We start from the raw sequence: 14698 nt of genomic DNA, 5'->3' as shown, positions 1-14698 counted from the left end.
CCATGGGCCAGGACCATCATGAAGTCCGCGCGGCGTATCGAGACGCCTGTCATCGCACACCCCCAGTGAACCCGATGCTCGTCCCGCGTGCCGTCAACACCTAAGGGAAAAATCCCAGGCCCGATGTGCTAACCTGGGAGAAACAGACCGCTGGACCGAACTCGAACGAATCCGCACCGGTTGCAGACAAGGCGTCCCCGCTTCGGGTACAGTTGCGCCGAAAGCGACAATCATCGAAGGAGACTATCGAGGTGAACGAAGACGCCGCCAGCCCAAGGCCGCTCGCGGAGATTGCCAGCTATCATGCCCATATCTACTACGACGGGCAAAGCGAGCGACAGCATGCCGAATGGCTGCGCCTTCGCATCGGGGAACGTTTCCGCGTACGCCTGGGCAATTGGCATGAGCAGAAGGTTGGCCCGCATGATCAGGCAATGTACCAGGTCTCATTTGCGAGCGAGATTTTCGCCTCACTCGTGCCGTGGTTGATGCTGAACCATAGGGGGCTCAGCATACTCATCCACCCGAATACGACCAACCCAAGGCGCGACCATCTGGTCGATCCGATCTGGATAGGCCGGCCGCTGGCCGTGAACGGCGATAGTCTCCCGGACGATCATGAGGCGGAAGAGGCGCTGCCGCCCAACACCAACCCGTCTCTCTCGGCCTAGCAATTCTCGGCGCAAGCGTCCGCGCGGGCGAGGAGAAAGGCGGCTTCCCGCATGTTGCGGGTAAGCGTGGCCGCAGTCTCGAATTCGGAGCGGGCCTCGGCCAGCCGGCCGGCCCGAAACAGGAAGTCGCCCCTCGCCGCCGGCAGTGGCGCATAGTTGCGCAGCGCGGCGGCGTCGGCAATCTCGTCCACCAGCCGCAGGCCGGCTTCGGGCCCGAAGGCCATGCTGTGGGCGATCGCTCGATTGAGATCGACCACCGGTGAGGGCATCACGGCCCGCAGCCGGTCGTAGAGCGCTGCAATGCGGGGCCAGTCGGTATCGGCCGGGCTGCGTGCGCGCGCATGGCAGGCCGCGAGTGCGGCTTGCAGTGCATAGGGGCCATCGCCCCCGAGCGTCTCGGCGCGAGCCAGCGCGTCAAGGCCCCGGCGGATCAGCAATTGGTCCCAGCGTGCGCGATCCTGCTCGGTCAGCGGCACCAGGGCACCGTCCGGGCCAATGCGTGCCGGCAGGCGCGATGCCTGGATTTCCATCAGGGCCAGCAGGCCGAACACTTCGGCATCCTCGGGCATCAGCCCCGCCAGCATGCGGCCCAGCCGTTGCGCTTCCCGGCACAGGCCCGGCCGGACAAGATCGTCGCCCACCGTGGCGGCATAATCTTCATTGAAGATGAGGTAGACGACCTCCAGCACCGAGGAGAGCCGCGCCGTGCGTTCGGCGCCGCGCGGCACCTCGAAACTCAATCCGGCCTTGCCGATCGTCCTCTTGGCGCGGACGATGCGCTGGGCGATCGTCGCCTCAGTCGAGAGGAAGGCACGGGCGATCTCGTCCGTCGTCAGACCGCCGATGACACGCAGCGTGAGCGCGGCGCGGGCGTCGGCCGAAAGCACGGGATGGCAGGCCGTGAAAATGAGGCCAAGCAATTCGTCGCCTAGATCGTCGTTCATGGCCGCTTCGATCATCCCGGGCGTGTCGTCGACCTCGCCGTCCAGCTCGCGCGCGATCTCCTCATGCTTGCGTGCGCGCATCTTGTCGCGACGGATCGCGTCGATGGCGCGGCGCTTGGCCACCGTCATCAGCCAGGCACCGGGATTGGCCGGAACGCCGGTACCGGGCCATTGCGACAGGGCAATGACCAGGGCGTCCTGCGCCAGTTCCTCAGCACGGTCGACATTGCGCACGACGCGGGCCAGACCCGCGATGAGCCGGGCCCGTTCAATGCGAAAAATCGCTTCGATCGCCTGGTGCGTCTCGCCTGCTGTCATGCCGCCGCATTGTCGGCCAAAGTCACAAGGCAGGCAAGCAGGCTGCGGCCGACAGTCGCTAGGGCCGCTGAGCTTCGCGCGGGTCCGTTCATGAATTTCCGTGACCTCCGGCGTCCGCTACTCCTGCCAATCAGCCATCTCGTACAACGGCCGGATTTCGATCTCGCTCGGTCCCGGCATGGGGTTGGGGCAGCGCTTCACCCAGGCGACCGCCTCATCCATGTCCTTCACTTCCCAAAGCCAGAAACCGGCGACCAGCTCGCGGGTCTCGGCGAAAGGCCCGTCGATGACCCTGCGGCCGGGACCATCGAACGCAATACGCTTGCCTTCCGAGGAGGGTTTGAGGCCATCGGCGGTGAGAAGGATGCCGGCATTGCGCAGCTCGTCATTGTACTTGCCCATCGCCTCCATCATCGCCGTCGTCTCGGGCGTGGGGACAAAGCCCTTTTCGCTGTCTTCGGTCGCCTTCACGAACACCATCACACGCATCGTCTGTCTCCTGTTCTGAGCCGGCCTCATCGACCTCGCATCGAAACGACGAACGGGGTCTACGGAAATCGACATCGTCCCGCAAATTTCTTCGACGGTTGAGGCGCGCACCCCGCTTCCGGGCTGGGGATCGAAGTCGGCAATGGTCAAAAGCCGGAAGCGGACACCCGAAGACAATGGTTGCGAACCGCTAGCGTCCCAGGCCTGGCTCGGCAGGTCGCGATACATACTCGGGAAACTCCGCGGCGCCTCGGCTCAGGGCCTTCACCATGAGAAGGCCGTCATCAAAGAAGCCGTTTCGAACATAAAACTGGTGCGTGGGTTCCTTGCCAAGCACCATGGCGATACGAAAGACAGCGCATCCAGTCCGCTCGCCCTCCGCCTCGATCCACGCCATCAGCCTGCTGCCCGTGCCAAGGCGGCGCAGCGTCGTGTCGACCACCACATGGTCGGCTTCGATGTACTTTCCACACCAGAGCTGAATGCCCGTCCAGAAGCCGGAGACACCCACTATCCGATCGCCGACATAGGCCGCGATACAGCGGTAGTTGCCCTGCGCGAGCATGGCCGAGAGCCGTTTCCGAAACGCTGCTTCGTCCAGGTGCGAGTGGCTCAGCCGGTACACCGGATAGATCGAGAGCATCTCATCGAGCCCGTTGAGTTCACGAATAACCACCTCGTCGGCCACGACAGCCCTCCTCCCCTGTCGTTCCACTTTGCGGTCGATCCCGGCTGCGGTCCAGTGGGATCATCCAAATCGGGGGATTGAGCCAGTGGCCGCTTCGGGTCAAAAACGGGGCCTGGCGATCGGCGCTGACGGCGGACAAGTTTCACCTGACCAAGTGGCTCCCGGCCGGCAAATCCCGACCACTACTGCGTCTCTTCTCGTTTCCCGTTCAGCTGCGCCCGCGCGTCGCGGATCGAGGCGGCATAGGTCACCAGCGGCCGCTTGACGCCGTGGTTGATCAGTATTCGCCGTGTCTGCGGCGAGGCGCCCGATATGATGAAGCGGACACCGGCGCGCCTGGCTTTGTGGGCGGCGCCCTCGATGACATTGGCCGCGGTCGAATCGAGGAACGGCACGGCCGAGCAGTCGAGGATGAAATTCCTGCGCTGGTCGGCGATGCGGTCGAGCACGGTGCCGACAGTCGATGCGGCGCCGAAGAAGAACGCGCCGGAGATGCGGTAGACGACGGTGTCGACGTCGCTTGCCTCGCTGGCATCATAGGCGCTGCCGCTGCTGTCGGCGACATCCTCCTGCACCAGCGGCAAGTCGGCCTCGACCGCGATCGACTTGGCCATGCGGTCGATGAACAGGATCGACCCCAGCACGAAGCCGACGACGATGCCCTCGGTCAAGTCGCGGAATACGACGAGCAGGAAGGTCACCATCAGCACCAGCGCGTCGCCGCGCGACGCGCGCAGCAGCGTGGCGAAAGCCTGCTTCTCGAACATGTTCCAGCACACCACCGCCAGAACGCCGGCAAGGGCGGCAAGCGGGATGTAGCTAGCGAGCGGCGCGGCCACCAGCATCAGAGCAAGCAGGATGGCGGAGTGGATCATGCCAGAAATCGGTCCATGCGCGCCGGCCCGCACATTGGTCGCCGTGCGGGCGATGGTGCCGGTGGCGCAGATGCCGCCAAACAGGGCCGAGGCGATGTTGGCGAAGCCTTGCGCCACCAGCTCACAGTTGGAACGGTGCCGCCGACCGGTCATGCCGTCGGCGACGACCGCCGACAGCAGCGATTCGATCGCGCCTAGCAGGGCAAAGGCTATGGCATCCGGCAGCACGTCAATCATCCTGCCCAGGCTGACTGGCGGCAAGGCAGGCATTTGCAGGCTGCGAGGGATGCCGCCGAAGCGGGTGCCTATCGTTTCCGCCGGCAGCGCAAACAGCGCCACAACCAGCGAGGCCAGGCCGATGGCGATGAGCATGGCGGGCCATGTCGGCCGCCAGCGCTTCAGTCCGGCGATGGTGACGATGGTCAACACCGCCACGAAGGTCGCGGCTAGGTTGATGGTGCCGGCCGCCTCACCGATCGCCATCAGCTTCGGCACCAGCGGTCCAGGCTCCTTGCCGGCAAGTTTCAGTCCGAACAGTTCGACGATCTGTCCAGAAAAGATGATGACGGCGATGCCAGCGGTGAAGCCGACCGTCACCGGATAGGGGATGAACTTGATGTAGGTGCCGAGGCGGAGATAACCGATGGCAAGCAGGAAAACGCCGGCCATCATGGTCGCCAGCAACAGCCCGTCGACGCCGACCCGGGCAACCGTTGCTGCCACCAGCACGATGAAGGCGCCGGCGGGCCCACCGATCTGGAAGCGGCTGCCGCCGAGCGCCGAAATGATGAACCCGCCGATGATCGAGGTGTAGAGGCCACGCTCCGGCGTCACGCCCGAGCCAATCGCGATCGCCATCGACAGCGGCAACGCGACGATGGCGACGGTCAGGCCGGACATGAAGTCGGCCTTGAACTGTGGCAGATGGTAGCCCTCGCGCCAGACCGTCACCAGCTTTGGCGTGAACAGTTCGGAAAATTTCGGCTTTGCCGACCCTTGGGCCGACTTCTGGGCCGACCTCTGGCCCGGTTGATGCACTGCCCGCTGCGCCTGATCCATGGACTGGTTTCCGCTCCAGAAGGCGGCGGGATCGTCGGCAGGACTGTCGGCGGTCGCCGTCGCGACTTTATGCCGGCTCAGCCTTCGGATCCGGCGGCACGACAGGCTTGAGGCGCACGCCCCTGCCGCCGCGCTCGCTGGTCTGGTTCTCGCCGATCAGCTCCACCCCGGCCTCATCGAGAGCCTGGATGACCTTCATCAGCGTATCGACCACGCCCCTGACCACGCCGTCGCTCGCCTCCATCCGCTGGATGGTCGGAAGCGAAACGCCAGCGCGTTCGGCGAGCGTCTTCTGATCGACGCCGGCCAGCGCCCTTGCGGCGCGCATCTGCGCGGCAGTGATCATCGGCCGAAATCCCCGTCTGAGTCTGCGGCTATAGCGTATAATACCATCATTGTGATGTTTCAAGCATCAACATGAATGTCTGAGACGTAAGCGCCTGTTTGTCCATTTTGTCAGATACTTCCTGGGGACTTCGAGCTAGGGTGTTCCATCTGGGGCAGGGGGTAGCGCGGTTGAATCTTTTCAGGAGCGTCATGACATCGGCATGCGTGCTGTCGGTGGTTCTTTTGCTGGCAGGCTGCGGGCATGGGCTGATCAACCGACTGATTTGATTTCTGCCCGGGGCCGTCAATCTGCAATTTCGCTTTCGTCGTTCAGGCGGCGTCCGCGTCCCCGCTGCAACGCGCGGGCCGCCAACCAGCACAGCATTGCCCAGGCGAAGCCGGCGCACCAGCCGGCCAGCACATCCGACGGCCAGTGGACACCGAGATAGATGCGGCTGACGCCGACCAGCAGCGTCACCAGCACGGCGAGCGACAACACATAGATCTTCGTCACCCTTCCCGGCAGGAAACTCGCCGCCAGCGAGCCGAGCGTCAGATAGGTTACCGCCGACAGCATGGCGTGACCGCTCGGAAAGGACAGCGAAGTTTCGTTGACCAGATGCGAAACGAGTTCGGGCCGCGGCCGGTCGACACCGAGTTTGAGCAGGCTCGACAGCACCTGGCCGCCCGCCACCGCGACGAAGATGAGCAGCGCCGTTGCCGGACGGCGGATCAACAACAGATAGACGATCGTCGCCGCCGTGATCAGCACCAGCACGGCCGAGCTGCCGAGGCTGGTGATATCGCGCATGGCGCCTTCCAGCCAAAGCGGGCCGATCGGCACACCCGGCTGGCCCGGCTGGCGGAAGGCGAGCAGGATTTCGGTGTCGAAGGCGTGCGGCGTGGTGGCCCGCGCCACCTCCATCAACTCCTCGAACCCCCACAGGCAGCCGGCGATGACCAGGCCGGCCAGCAGCACCGGGAATTCGATCCGGTTCAGCAGTGCATTGGCGGCGTTCTTCATCGGCAACTGGCCCGTTACAACCGCCCCTGCAGATAGGGTCCGAGCGTGATCAGCGCCACGGCGGCGATCGCCAGCACGATGCCGGTCGCCTGCAGCGTGTTGACGCGCTCGCCGAAGAACATCAGGGCGACGACATTCACTGAGACCAGCTGGATGACGGCCGAGAGACTGAACGACACCGACATGCCGAATTCGCGGATCAGCCGCAGCATAACCAGATTGCCCAGCGAATAGAGCGCCAGCGTCAGCAGGATCTTGCCAAGGCTCGGCGCCATGCCCCACTGCTTGGCCGCCATCGCCGCCAGCAGGAAGATCACCGTCGAAAAGCCAAGCTGCAGCAACCCCGAAAAACTCAACGTCCTGTCCCCTCTCGAAGCGGATCGCGCCGCGTGTATCGCGGACTTGTTTCCGAAGCGCGCCGGGACGTCAAGCGACGTTGATCAAACGAAGGCCTTGGCAACGGCAGGATGGAAGCTCAAAGTGCCGGCATCGCCCAGCCTGTCGATTGAAGGGCGGTCGGGGGTCATGATTCGCATTCTGCAAAACTTGTTGCGACGCTGGAGCGAGCTTTCTCTCGCGCTGCAATTCCTCGTTGCCGGCGGCTTTGGCCTTCTGGCCGTCATGCTGGTGGTGGGCGCCTGGGTGACGACACAGATCCGGGACGGCGTCATCCGCAATTCGGCTGCCACGACGGCGCTCTATGTCGACAGCGTGATTGCGCCGCTGCTGCCCGACCTGCGCAAGAGCCAGGAACTCAGCGATAGCGTCAAACAAGCGCTCGATGAGACGCTCGGCCAGGGCGCGCTCGGCAAGCGCATCGTATCGTTCAGGCTCTGGCGCCGTGACGGCATGGTTCTCTATGCGAAGGAGGCGGGTTTGATCGGTCACCGCTTCGATCTGAGCCCCGGGCTGCGTTCCGCCTTCCAGGGCAATGTCGTCGCCCAGTTCGATACGTTCGACGAGAACGAAAGCCAGGCGGAGGCGATCGGCTTGCCGTTGCTCGAGATCTACAATCCCGTGCGCGAGCCGTGGTCCGGCGAAGTGGTGGCCGTCACAGAATTCTATGAGGTCGCCGACGACTTCAAGACCACCCTGGCTTCCGCTCTGCTGTCAAGCTGGCTGATCGTGGCCGGCGCGACCCTGGCGGCATTTGTGCTCCTGTCCGGCATCGTCCTGCGCGGCAGCCGCACCATCGACGACCAGCGCGGGGCGCTGCGCCGCCAGGTGTCGGAGCTGCAGGGCCTGGTAGCGCAAAACAACGCCTTGCGGGTTCGCGTGCAGCGGGCGTCCCGCCGCGCCACAGCGCTCAACGAACGATACCTGCGCCGCATCGGCGCCGACCTGCATGACGGTCCGGCCCAACTCGTCGCGCTGGCGGCACTGCGCATGGATAGTCCGGTATTTTCCGGCGATGGCCATTCGAGCGAAAGCCGCTCGACCGAGGTTGCGATGATCCGCAAGACGCTGGAGGATGCGATGCGCGAAATACGCGGCATCTGCACAGGCCTCGTCCTGCCGCAGATCGAGACGGCCGCCACAACGGACATCCTGCGGCTGGCCGTCAACGAACACGAGATGAGGACAGGGACGTCGGTGACACTCACGCTGGCCGGACACTTGCCAGAACCCGGCGCCTCCGAGAAGATCAGCATCTATCGTTTCGTGCAGGAAGGGTTGAACAATGCCTATCGCCACGGGCGAGGCAAGGATCAGGCGGTGAGTGCGGGGATGAAAGGCAGCAGGCTTTTCGTTGAAGTCTCGGACGGCGGGCCGGGCTTCGATCCGGCACGCGTCGAGGGTCTCGGGCTCGCCGGGCTCAGAGAGCGGGTCGAAAGCATTGGCGGCCAGTTTGAAACCTTGACCGGGCCGCACGGCACGCGATTGGTGATTCGCCTATCGGTCGAGGAGCAAGCATGATCGGCGCCATTCGCATTGCCATTATCGACGACCATCCCCTCTTTCGCGAGGGCGTGACGCGCAGCCTGACGGAAATCGGCGGCTTCGAGATGGTTGGCGAGGGCGCCACGGCGCAGGATGCCGAGCGCATCGTCTCGACCGTACGGCCGGACATTCTGCTGCTCGATATCTCCATGCCGGGCGGCGGTCTGACCGCGGTTGCAAGCATCCTCGCCAGCCATCCCGCCCAGAAGATCGTCATGTTGACCGTTTCGGAGGCCAATGCCGACGTGACTAGGGCCCTGAACGCCGGGGTGCGTGGCTATGTCCTCAAGGGCGTCGGGTCGCGCGCGCTCGCAGACATCCTGCACAGCGTGGCGGCCGGGGAAAGCTATCTTTCGCCGACGCTGTCAGCCCGCCTGCTTTCGGACCTCCAATCCCTGCAGCCGACCGACGGCATAGTGGACCGGCTGCGGCAACTCACCGAGCGACAGGCAGAAATTCTGCGACTGGTGGCGGAGGGCCTGAGCAACAAGGAAGTTGCCTTGCGGCTGGAGCTGCAGGAGAAGACCGTCAAGCATCACATGACCGGCGTGCTGTCGAAGCTCAATGTGCGAAACCGCACCGAAGCAGCCTTGATGATGCGTGAGTCGCGCGACCGGGACCGGAACCATTCGTAGAGGCTTCGGCCATCCCGAGCGCGGCTCACCGTTTCACGGAAATGCCGAACAGCTCTATCAGGCGCGCTTTAAGTCTTTGTCGTTGCCTCTGCTTCTGGGCGACACACATCAGCCGGAAACCGGGTGGCAAAAGAGAGGTCACCTCCGCCGGGGGCGGCGGAGGTGACGTGTGAAGCCGGCCGTTGCCTGTTGGCCAACTTCACAACGCTTTGAGGCGGCTGACATCCGCCGGCGTGGCTCCGCGATCGATGATCGTGCGCCCGAGCGAATCCTCCATCCTGAAACGGCCATTCTCGATCTTTTCCATTATGCCGTCGGGATGCTGAACCGTGATCGTCTTGCCCTCCACGTCGACCTCGTCACCGGTCTTGGCGTTGACATGGCGACCGTTGCCATTTTCGTTCTGCCCCTGGTCGGATTTGGAGTTGCCGCTGGCGGTTCCGCTATTTCCTTTGCCGTTTCCGTCGCCGGCGCCGTTGTTTCCGTTACCGCTGCTATTGCCGCTGTTTCCGTTACCGTTACCGCCGCTATTGCCACTGTTGCCGTTTCCATTGCCGCCGCTGTTGCCACCGTTTCCGCCGCCGCCTCCACCATTACCACCGCCACCGCCACCGCCGCCGCCATTGCCGCCGCCACCCTTGCCGGCCTGTGCGCTAGCGGCGTGGATTCCAGGAGCGGAGCCGTGGAGGTCAATCTGATAGGGAGCGATGGTCAGCGCCAGCGCGGCCGCCGATCTGAGCGCCAGCCGGCAACAACGGGTCGTGATCGATCTATGCATGGTGATCTCCGTCGATTGAGCTGGCGTGCCACCGTCGACGTTGGAGTTGCACCAGCATCGCCGAAAGAAAAGATACCCGAAAGCCGTATCCGACCGTTGCGCTTGTCACCCAGGACCTTTGCAAGCGCAAGATTGGACTAAAGTCCCAAGCTTGTGCTAATATATACCTTGTATGGACGGCGGCGACCGCCATCGCCGACTGGAAGCTGGCTTACCTGATGCCGCCGAACATCAAGTCACCTCCGCCGGGGGCGGCGGAGGTGACTTGTCAAACTGGTCGTTCCCCGGTTGACCTGCCTCACAGGGCCTTCTGCTTCACAAGGCCCGAAGTCGACTGATGTCGTTTGCCGTCGCCGGACGCTCGACAATCGTGCGGCCGACTGCATCCTTCATCTGGAAACGGCCGTTCTCGATCTCTTCCGTGATGCCGTCGGGATGCTCGACCTCGATCTTGTTGCCGTCTACTTCGACCTTGTCACCGGTTTTCGCGTTGACGTGATCTCCATCGTCGTCGTGACCCTTGCCGACCCCGGAATTGCCGGCTGCGCCGTGATCGTCGCCGGCACCATTGTCTCCGCCAGCGTTTCCGTTTCCGTTGCTGCTGTTGCCGCTCGCGCCACTCCCGCCGCTGCCGTTTCCGCCGCCACCTCCACCGCCACTGCCATGTCCGCCATCCTTGGCATGCGCGCTTGCGGCAACGATGCCGGGACCAGAGCTGTGGAAAGCGAGTTGATAGGGGGCGATGGCCAGCGCCAGTGCCGAGGTCGCCCTCAGCGCCAGCCAGCAACAGCGGCTCGCAATCGATCTGCGCATCCTAGTCTCCTCATCGATCAGGCAGGCGGATTTCACCGCCGGCGTTTTCGCAAGGGACCCACCATCGCCGACATGGCGGCCTCGCGTAACCGGCCCACGACCGATGCGGTGCCGCCAAGGGACCTTTGCCGGACCTGACAAGGGACCTTTGTCCCAGTGTTACATGCTGCTCGCAGAGTGCTTAGCCGACGTCTCAGAATGCTGTCGCGGCTGAAAGGCTTTTGATGTCACGAAAATGTGATCAGGTGACTATAAGGGGGTTGAAGAGGCAACACGCTCCAGCCACCCGCAAAGCCAGAGGCAAGCCAGATGACCGAACATCGCTCCCCCGACGCCAAATTCCGCACCAGCCTGCTCGAAGAAAACGCCGGACCGGCCACCAATCCCACCGACAACCGCACCATGGGCGAGATCATCGCCGCGCGGTTCTCGCGCCGTGGTTTCCTGAAAGGCTCGCTGGCCGTCTCGGCGATCGCCGCCACCGTCAGCCCGCTGGCGCTGGTCAGCGCCGACCAGGCCCGGGCCGCCGAAGGCTCCGCCTTCGCGTTCGACGAGCTGGAGGCCGGCATCGACGACAAGCACCATGTCGCGCCGGGCTACGATGCCGATGTGCTGTTGCGCTGGGGCGATCCGCTGTTTGCCGATTCGCCGGAGTTCGACCCGACCAAGCAGTCGGCGCAGGCGCAGGCGAAACAGTTCGGCTACAACAACGACTATGTCGGCTACATCGCGATCGATGGTTCGGCCGAACACGGCCTGCTGGTCGTCAACCACGAATACACCAACCCGCATCTGATGTTCCCGGGCATCGTCAAGATCGTCGAGAAGGACGGCAAGAAGTCGGCCGACGTCGCACCGCTCAGCAAGGAACAGGTCGATGTCGAGATGGCGGCGCATGGCGGCACCATCGTCGAGATCCGCAAGGACGGCGGCAAATGGCAAGTGGTGCGCGACGGCAAGCTCAACCGCCGCATTACTTCCAACACCGAAATGGCGCTGTCCGGCCCGGTTGCCGGCCATGACCGCGTCAAGACCAATGCCGACCCGTCCGGTACGAAGGTTTTGGGCACCTTCAACAATTGCGCCGGCGGCGTCACGCCGTGGGGCACCTATGTGATGGCCGAGGAGAACATCCACGGCTATTTCTCCGGCGAATTGCCCGAGGGCCACAAGGAAGCCGCCAACTACAAGCGCCTCGGCATTCCCGAAGGCGCCTATGAATGGGCGGCACACTATGACCGCTTCGACCTGGCCAAGGAGCCGAACGAGGCCAACCGCTTCGGCTGGATCGTCGAGGTCGATGTCAACGATCCGACCTCGACGCCGAGGAAGCGCACCGCCATGGGCCGCTTCAAGCACGAGGGCGCCGAATCGATCGTCGCCAAGGATGGCCGCGTCGTCTTCTATCTCGGCGACGACGAGCGCTTCGACTATGCCTACAAGTTCGTCACCAGCGGTAAGTTCAATCCCAATGACCTCGCGGCCAACAAGGATCTGCTCGACGACGGCACGCTGCATGTAGCCAAGTTCGCCGAAGACGGCTCCGTCGAGTGGCTGCCGATCGTCTTCGGCCAGGGTCCGCTGACTGCCGAAAACGGCTTTGCCAGCCAGGCCGAAGTGCTGATCGAGACACGACGCGCCGCCGACCTGCTCGGCGCCACCAAGATGGACCGCCCAGAGGACATCCAGCCCAATGCCGTCAACGGCAAGGTCTATGTCATGCTGACCAACAATTCGAAGCGCAAGGCAGACCAGGTCGATGCCGCCAACCCGCGCGCCGAAAACGCTTTCGGCCACATCATCGAGATCGCCGAGGACGGCGGCGATTTCACTGCCACCAAGGGCAAGTGGGAAGTGCTTTTGAAATGCGGCGATCCGGCGGTGGCCGATGTCGGCGCGACCTTCTCGACGGCGACGACGGCCAATGGCTGGTTCGGCATGCCCGACAATTGCGCGGTCGATTCAGCCGGACGCCTGTGGGTCGCCACCGACGGCCAGAGCCCAAAGACCACCGGCCGCACCGATGGACTGTGGGCGGTCGACACCGAAGGCTCGGCGCGGGCAACCTCGAAACTGTTCTTCCGCGTGCCGATCGGCGCCGAAATGTGTGGCCCGCTGTTTGCGCCCGACGATCAGACCGCCTTTGTCGCCGTCCAGCATCCGGGCGACGGCGGCGAGGACTGGGAAGCGTTCGGCCGCCCGTCCTATTATGAGGACCTGTCGACGCGCTGGCCCGACTTCAAGCCCGACATGCCAGTGCGGCCGGCGGTCGTCGCCATCACCAAACAGGGCGGCGGCAAGATCGCGGTTTGATATCAGACACTGCAATCTCAGGGAGGGGTTTCAGCGAGCCGAAGCCCCTCTTTTTTGCGTCAATCATTCAAGCCACGGGAAAGATTGGTAATTTACACATGGCGCCCTAGGTCTTACCCAGGAGATTGCCATGCCGAAGTCCGTTTATGACCGTGGCCTGCTCAAACCTGCCGAAGTCGCCACCTTGCAACGTGTGTTCGACGAAGCCTGCCGGCGCCGCGAAGCGCATCCCGAATCGGCCGAGGCTCGCGAACTGGCTCTCACCCTGCTGGCGCTGCACAATGCCGGCATGGTGGAAGAGGACATGCTGATGAAGGCGGTCGGCTTCCGGAGGCTTGAGCCGAAATCAGCGTGAAGCGCCGTGGGAGGCACCAGCGGAGCTGGCAATCCGTTTGGTGATCGCCTTGGCCATGATGCCGGCATTGGCGAAGCACCCGCGAATGCTCGGCCGCATGCCGGTGAACCACAGGCCGGGCAATTTTGGATCGGCTTGCCCGCCGTTGAAGAGCGGAACGCCCTTTTTGTCGAGGACGCCGAGCTTGCCGACCATGGGCTCCAGGCCGGTGCGGTAGCCTGTCGCGGCAATGACGATGTCGGGATGGATCAGGTTGCCATTGGCCAGGATCACGCCGTCGCGAGAGAATTCCCGTATCGCCGGCACCACAACGATCTTGCCGGCCTTTATGGCGCTGACGGCGCCGTCATCGGAGGCGATCGCGGTGTAGTCCGAGGTCAGGCGGCTGGCGCCACCCGAAAGCGCGGGCGGCATGCCGAATTTGGTCAGGTCGCCGAAAACCAGGCGCTGCGTTGCCGCCATCACCGCATCGGCGACGCGCAAGGGCAAGCGTGCCATAAACGGCGAAAGCCGGTGCACGGCGATCTTGCCGAACCGCTTGGGCAGCAGCGCGGGGCCGTTGCGGGCCGACAGCCAGATGGCGGCCGTGTTTATGCCGGCCAGATGATTGAGCGTATCGAAGCCCGAATTGCCGGCGCCGACGACCAGCACTTTCTTGCCGGCATAGTCCCGTGCGTCGCCGAAATCCGCCGCGTGGATGATGCGGCCGGCGAAACCCGTCATGCCTTTCCATTCGGGAATGAAGGGCTGCCTGTCGCGGCCGGTGGCGATGACGACATGGCGGGCCAGGCGCAGTCCGGCGCTGGTCAGCAGCGCCCAGTGATCGCCCTTGAAGACGATTTCTTCGACAGCAACGCCAAACTGCACCGGGAGCCCGTTCTCCTCCCTGAAATCATTCATATGGCGGATGACGACCGTCTTGTGCGGAAAGGCAGGCGTGCCCCGGGGATAGGCAAGACCGGGCAGAGAGGACAGATCGCGATGGGTGTTGAGATGCAACTGCCGATGCCGCCGGTGCCAGGGCTCGGCCAGCCGGCTTTCCTTTTCCAGGATCGCCGTGGGCACGCCGGCGTTCATCAAGGCATGTGCGACGGCCAGCCCGGCGGCACCGGCGCCGACGACGATCGCCGGCTCGACCGGTTCGTTCGTCACCGGTCTGATGGTCGTTTCAGCCATTCCTTCTTTGATCTCCATTCGACCCTTCCGACGCCACGCTTCCCGTGGTCGCCAAGGGAGGCCGCGGCGGCTCGATCCTGCGGTTGATTTATATATCGCGAATCGAACCCGAATTTCGAGCATGCGCCGTCCGCGATTGCGCACTATATGGCATATGCGCGATATCAGCGGTAATCAGGTCGCGGCAATGTGATTGATTCGAGGCCCTGGGGCTGGCGGGTCTCTGCTATTCCCCCACGTGCATGCCCGAAATCGAGTCGATTTCCGGGGTTATGCGCAGAATCAAAGTGTT

At 63.9% G+C, this 14698-nt stretch carries 15 protein-coding genes; 5 read left to right on the top strand and 10 right to left on the bottom strand.

Annotation, left to right across the window (positions count from 1 at the left end; translation table 11 throughout):
• Positions 1-251 precede the first annotated feature (251 nt).
• Positions 252-671, top strand: a complete 420-nt coding sequence (locus tag AC1DZP_RS22990; protein WP_457152255.1) for a DOPA 4,5-dioxygenase family protein — start codon at positions 252-254, stop codon at positions 669-671.
• On the opposite strand, the gene AC1DZP_RS22985 is transcribed toward AC1DZP_RS22990, so the two are convergent.
• The 7 genes from AC1DZP_RS22985 to AC1DZP_RS22955 form a co-directional block, all read right to left on the bottom strand.
• On the bottom strand, positions 668-1933 hold the full coding sequence (locus AC1DZP_RS22985; protein ID WP_477305577.1) for an RNA polymerase sigma factor: 1266 nt from the start codon (positions 1931-1933) through the stop codon (positions 668-670). The two genes, AC1DZP_RS22990 and AC1DZP_RS22985, sit on opposite strands and share 4 nt — an antisense overlap.
• 117 nt (positions 1934-2050) lie before the next feature.
• The gene (locus tag AC1DZP_RS22980; RefSeq protein WP_095084367.1) at positions 2051-2422 is read right to left on the bottom strand and encodes a YciI family protein; all 372 of its coding nucleotides are present in this window, start codon (positions 2420-2422) and stop codon (positions 2051-2053) included.
• Positions 2423-2612: 190 nt separating this feature from the next.
• A complete protein-coding gene (locus AC1DZP_RS22975) occupies positions 2613-3110 on the bottom strand; it encodes a GNAT family N-acetyltransferase (protein WP_457152256.1) in 498 nt (165 codons plus the stop codon).
• Positions 3111-3292: 182 nt separating this feature from the next.
• Positions 3293-5044, bottom strand: a complete 1752-nt coding sequence (locus tag AC1DZP_RS22970) for a SulP family inorganic anion transporter (protein WP_477305575.1) — start codon at positions 5042-5044, stop codon at positions 3293-3295.
• 67 nt (positions 5045-5111) lie between these two features.
• A complete protein-coding gene (locus tag AC1DZP_RS22965) occupies positions 5112-5390 on the bottom strand; it encodes a helix-turn-helix domain-containing protein (RefSeq protein ID WP_095083839.1) in 279 nt (92 codons plus the stop codon).
• A 285-nt stretch (positions 5391-5675) separates the two neighbouring features.
• Entirely contained in the window at positions 5676-6395 is a 720-nt protein-coding gene (locus tag AC1DZP_RS22960) for a phosphatase PAP2 family protein (RefSeq protein WP_095083840.1), read from the bottom strand.
• A 14-nt stretch (positions 6396-6409) separates the two neighbouring features.
• Positions 6410-6751 carry a hypothetical protein gene (locus AC1DZP_RS22955; RefSeq protein WP_095083841.1) on the bottom strand — a complete coding sequence of 114 codons (342 nt, stop codon included), beginning with the start codon at positions 6749-6751 and terminating at the stop codon, positions 6410-6412.
• 169 nt (positions 6752-6920) lie between these two features.
• On the opposite strand from AC1DZP_RS22955, the gene AC1DZP_RS22950 reads away from it, so the two are divergent.
• Both AC1DZP_RS22950 and AC1DZP_RS22945 read left to right on the top strand, forming a co-directional pair.
• Positions 6921-8312, top strand: a complete 1392-nt coding sequence (locus AC1DZP_RS22950) for a sensor histidine kinase (protein ID WP_095083842.1) — start codon at positions 6921-6923, stop codon at positions 8310-8312.
• A complete protein-coding gene (locus AC1DZP_RS22945; RefSeq protein ID WP_095083843.1) occupies positions 8309-8971 on the top strand; it encodes a response regulator in 663 nt (220 codons plus the stop codon). The genes AC1DZP_RS22950 and AC1DZP_RS22945 overlap by 4 nt, the downstream gene beginning before the upstream one ends.
• A gap of 199 nt (positions 8972-9170) precedes the next feature.
• On the opposite strand, the gene AC1DZP_RS22940 is transcribed toward AC1DZP_RS22945, so the two are convergent.
• Positions 9171-9749: a hypothetical protein gene (locus AC1DZP_RS22940; RefSeq protein ID WP_457151282.1), complete on the bottom strand. Its 579-nt coding sequence runs from the start codon at positions 9747-9749 to the stop codon at positions 9171-9173.
• A gap of 315 nt (positions 9750-10064) precedes the next feature.
• The gene (locus tag AC1DZP_RS22935; protein ID WP_457151283.1) at positions 10065-10562 is read right to left on the bottom strand and encodes a hypothetical protein; all 498 of its coding nucleotides are present in this window, start codon (positions 10560-10562) and stop codon (positions 10065-10067) included.
• 309 nt (positions 10563-10871) lie between these two features.
• Between AC1DZP_RS22935 and AC1DZP_RS22930 the strand changes: the two genes are divergently transcribed.
• Entirely contained in the window at positions 10872-12875 is a 2004-nt protein-coding gene (locus tag AC1DZP_RS22930; protein ID WP_477305571.1) for a PhoX family protein, read from the top strand.
• Positions 12876-13005: 130 nt separating this feature from the next.
• On the top strand, positions 13006-13230 hold the full coding sequence (locus AC1DZP_RS22925) for a hypothetical protein (protein WP_477224821.1): 225 nt from the start codon (positions 13006-13008) through the stop codon (positions 13228-13230).
• On the opposite strand, the gene AC1DZP_RS22920 is transcribed toward AC1DZP_RS22925, so the two are convergent.
• Positions 13222-14406 carry a flavin-containing monooxygenase gene (locus AC1DZP_RS22920; protein ID WP_477305569.1) on the bottom strand — a complete coding sequence of 395 codons (1185 nt, stop codon included), beginning with the start codon at positions 14404-14406 and terminating at the stop codon, positions 13222-13224. The two genes, AC1DZP_RS22925 and AC1DZP_RS22920, sit on opposite strands and share 9 nt — an antisense overlap.
• Positions 14407-14698: the final 292 nt, after the last annotated feature.

It is taken from the genome of Mesorhizobium sp. P2_F8, assembly GCF_056403655.1.
Note: the sequence above shows the minus strand (reverse complement) of the source record. Positions and strands in the feature narration are given on the sequence as shown.

Bases quoted from the DNA above. Each gene is read 5' to 3' on its own strand.
- AC1DZP_RS22925 (WP_477224821.1), top strand. From the start codon at position 13,006: ATGCCGAAGTCCGTTTATGACCGTGGCCTGCTCAAACCTGCCGAAGTC.
- AC1DZP_RS22920 (WP_477305569.1), bottom strand. From the start codon at position 14,406: ATGGCTGAAACGACCATCAGACCGGTGACGAACGAACCGGTCGAGCCG.
- AC1DZP_RS22960 (WP_095083840.1), bottom strand. From the start codon at position 6,395: ATGAAGAACGCCGCCAATGCACTGCTGAACCGGATCGAATTCCCGGTG.
- AC1DZP_RS22950 (WP_095083842.1), top strand. From the start codon at position 6,921: ATGATTCGCATTCTGCAAAACTTGTTGCGACGCTGGAGCGAGCTTTCT.
- AC1DZP_RS22985 (WP_477305577.1), bottom strand. From the start codon at position 1,933: ATGACAGCAGGCGAGACGCACCAGGCGATCGAAGCGATTTTTCGCATT.
- AC1DZP_RS22945 (WP_095083843.1), top strand. From the start codon at position 8,309: ATGATCGGCGCCATTCGCATTGCCATTATCGACGACCATCCCCTCTTT.
- AC1DZP_RS22930 (WP_477305571.1), top strand. From the start codon at position 10,872: ATGACCGAACATCGCTCCCCCGACGCCAAATTCCGCACCAGCCTGCTC.
- AC1DZP_RS22970 (WP_477305575.1), bottom strand. From the start codon at position 5,044: ATGGATCAGGCGCAGCGGGCAGTGCATCAACCGGGCCAGAGGTCGGCC.
- AC1DZP_RS22980 (WP_095084367.1), bottom strand. From the start codon at position 2,422: ATGCGTGTGATGGTGTTCGTGAAGGCGACCGAAGACAGCGAAAAGGGC.
- AC1DZP_RS22965 (WP_095083839.1), bottom strand. From the start codon at position 5,390: ATGATCACTGCCGCGCAGATGCGCGCCGCAAGGGCGCTGGCCGGCGTC.
- AC1DZP_RS22935 (WP_457151283.1), bottom strand. From the start codon at position 10,562: ATGCGCAGATCGATTGCGAGCCGCTGTTGCTGGCTGGCGCTGAGGGCG.
- AC1DZP_RS22940 (WP_457151282.1), bottom strand. From the start codon at position 9,749: ATGCATAGATCGATCACGACCCGTTGTTGCCGGCTGGCGCTCAGATCG.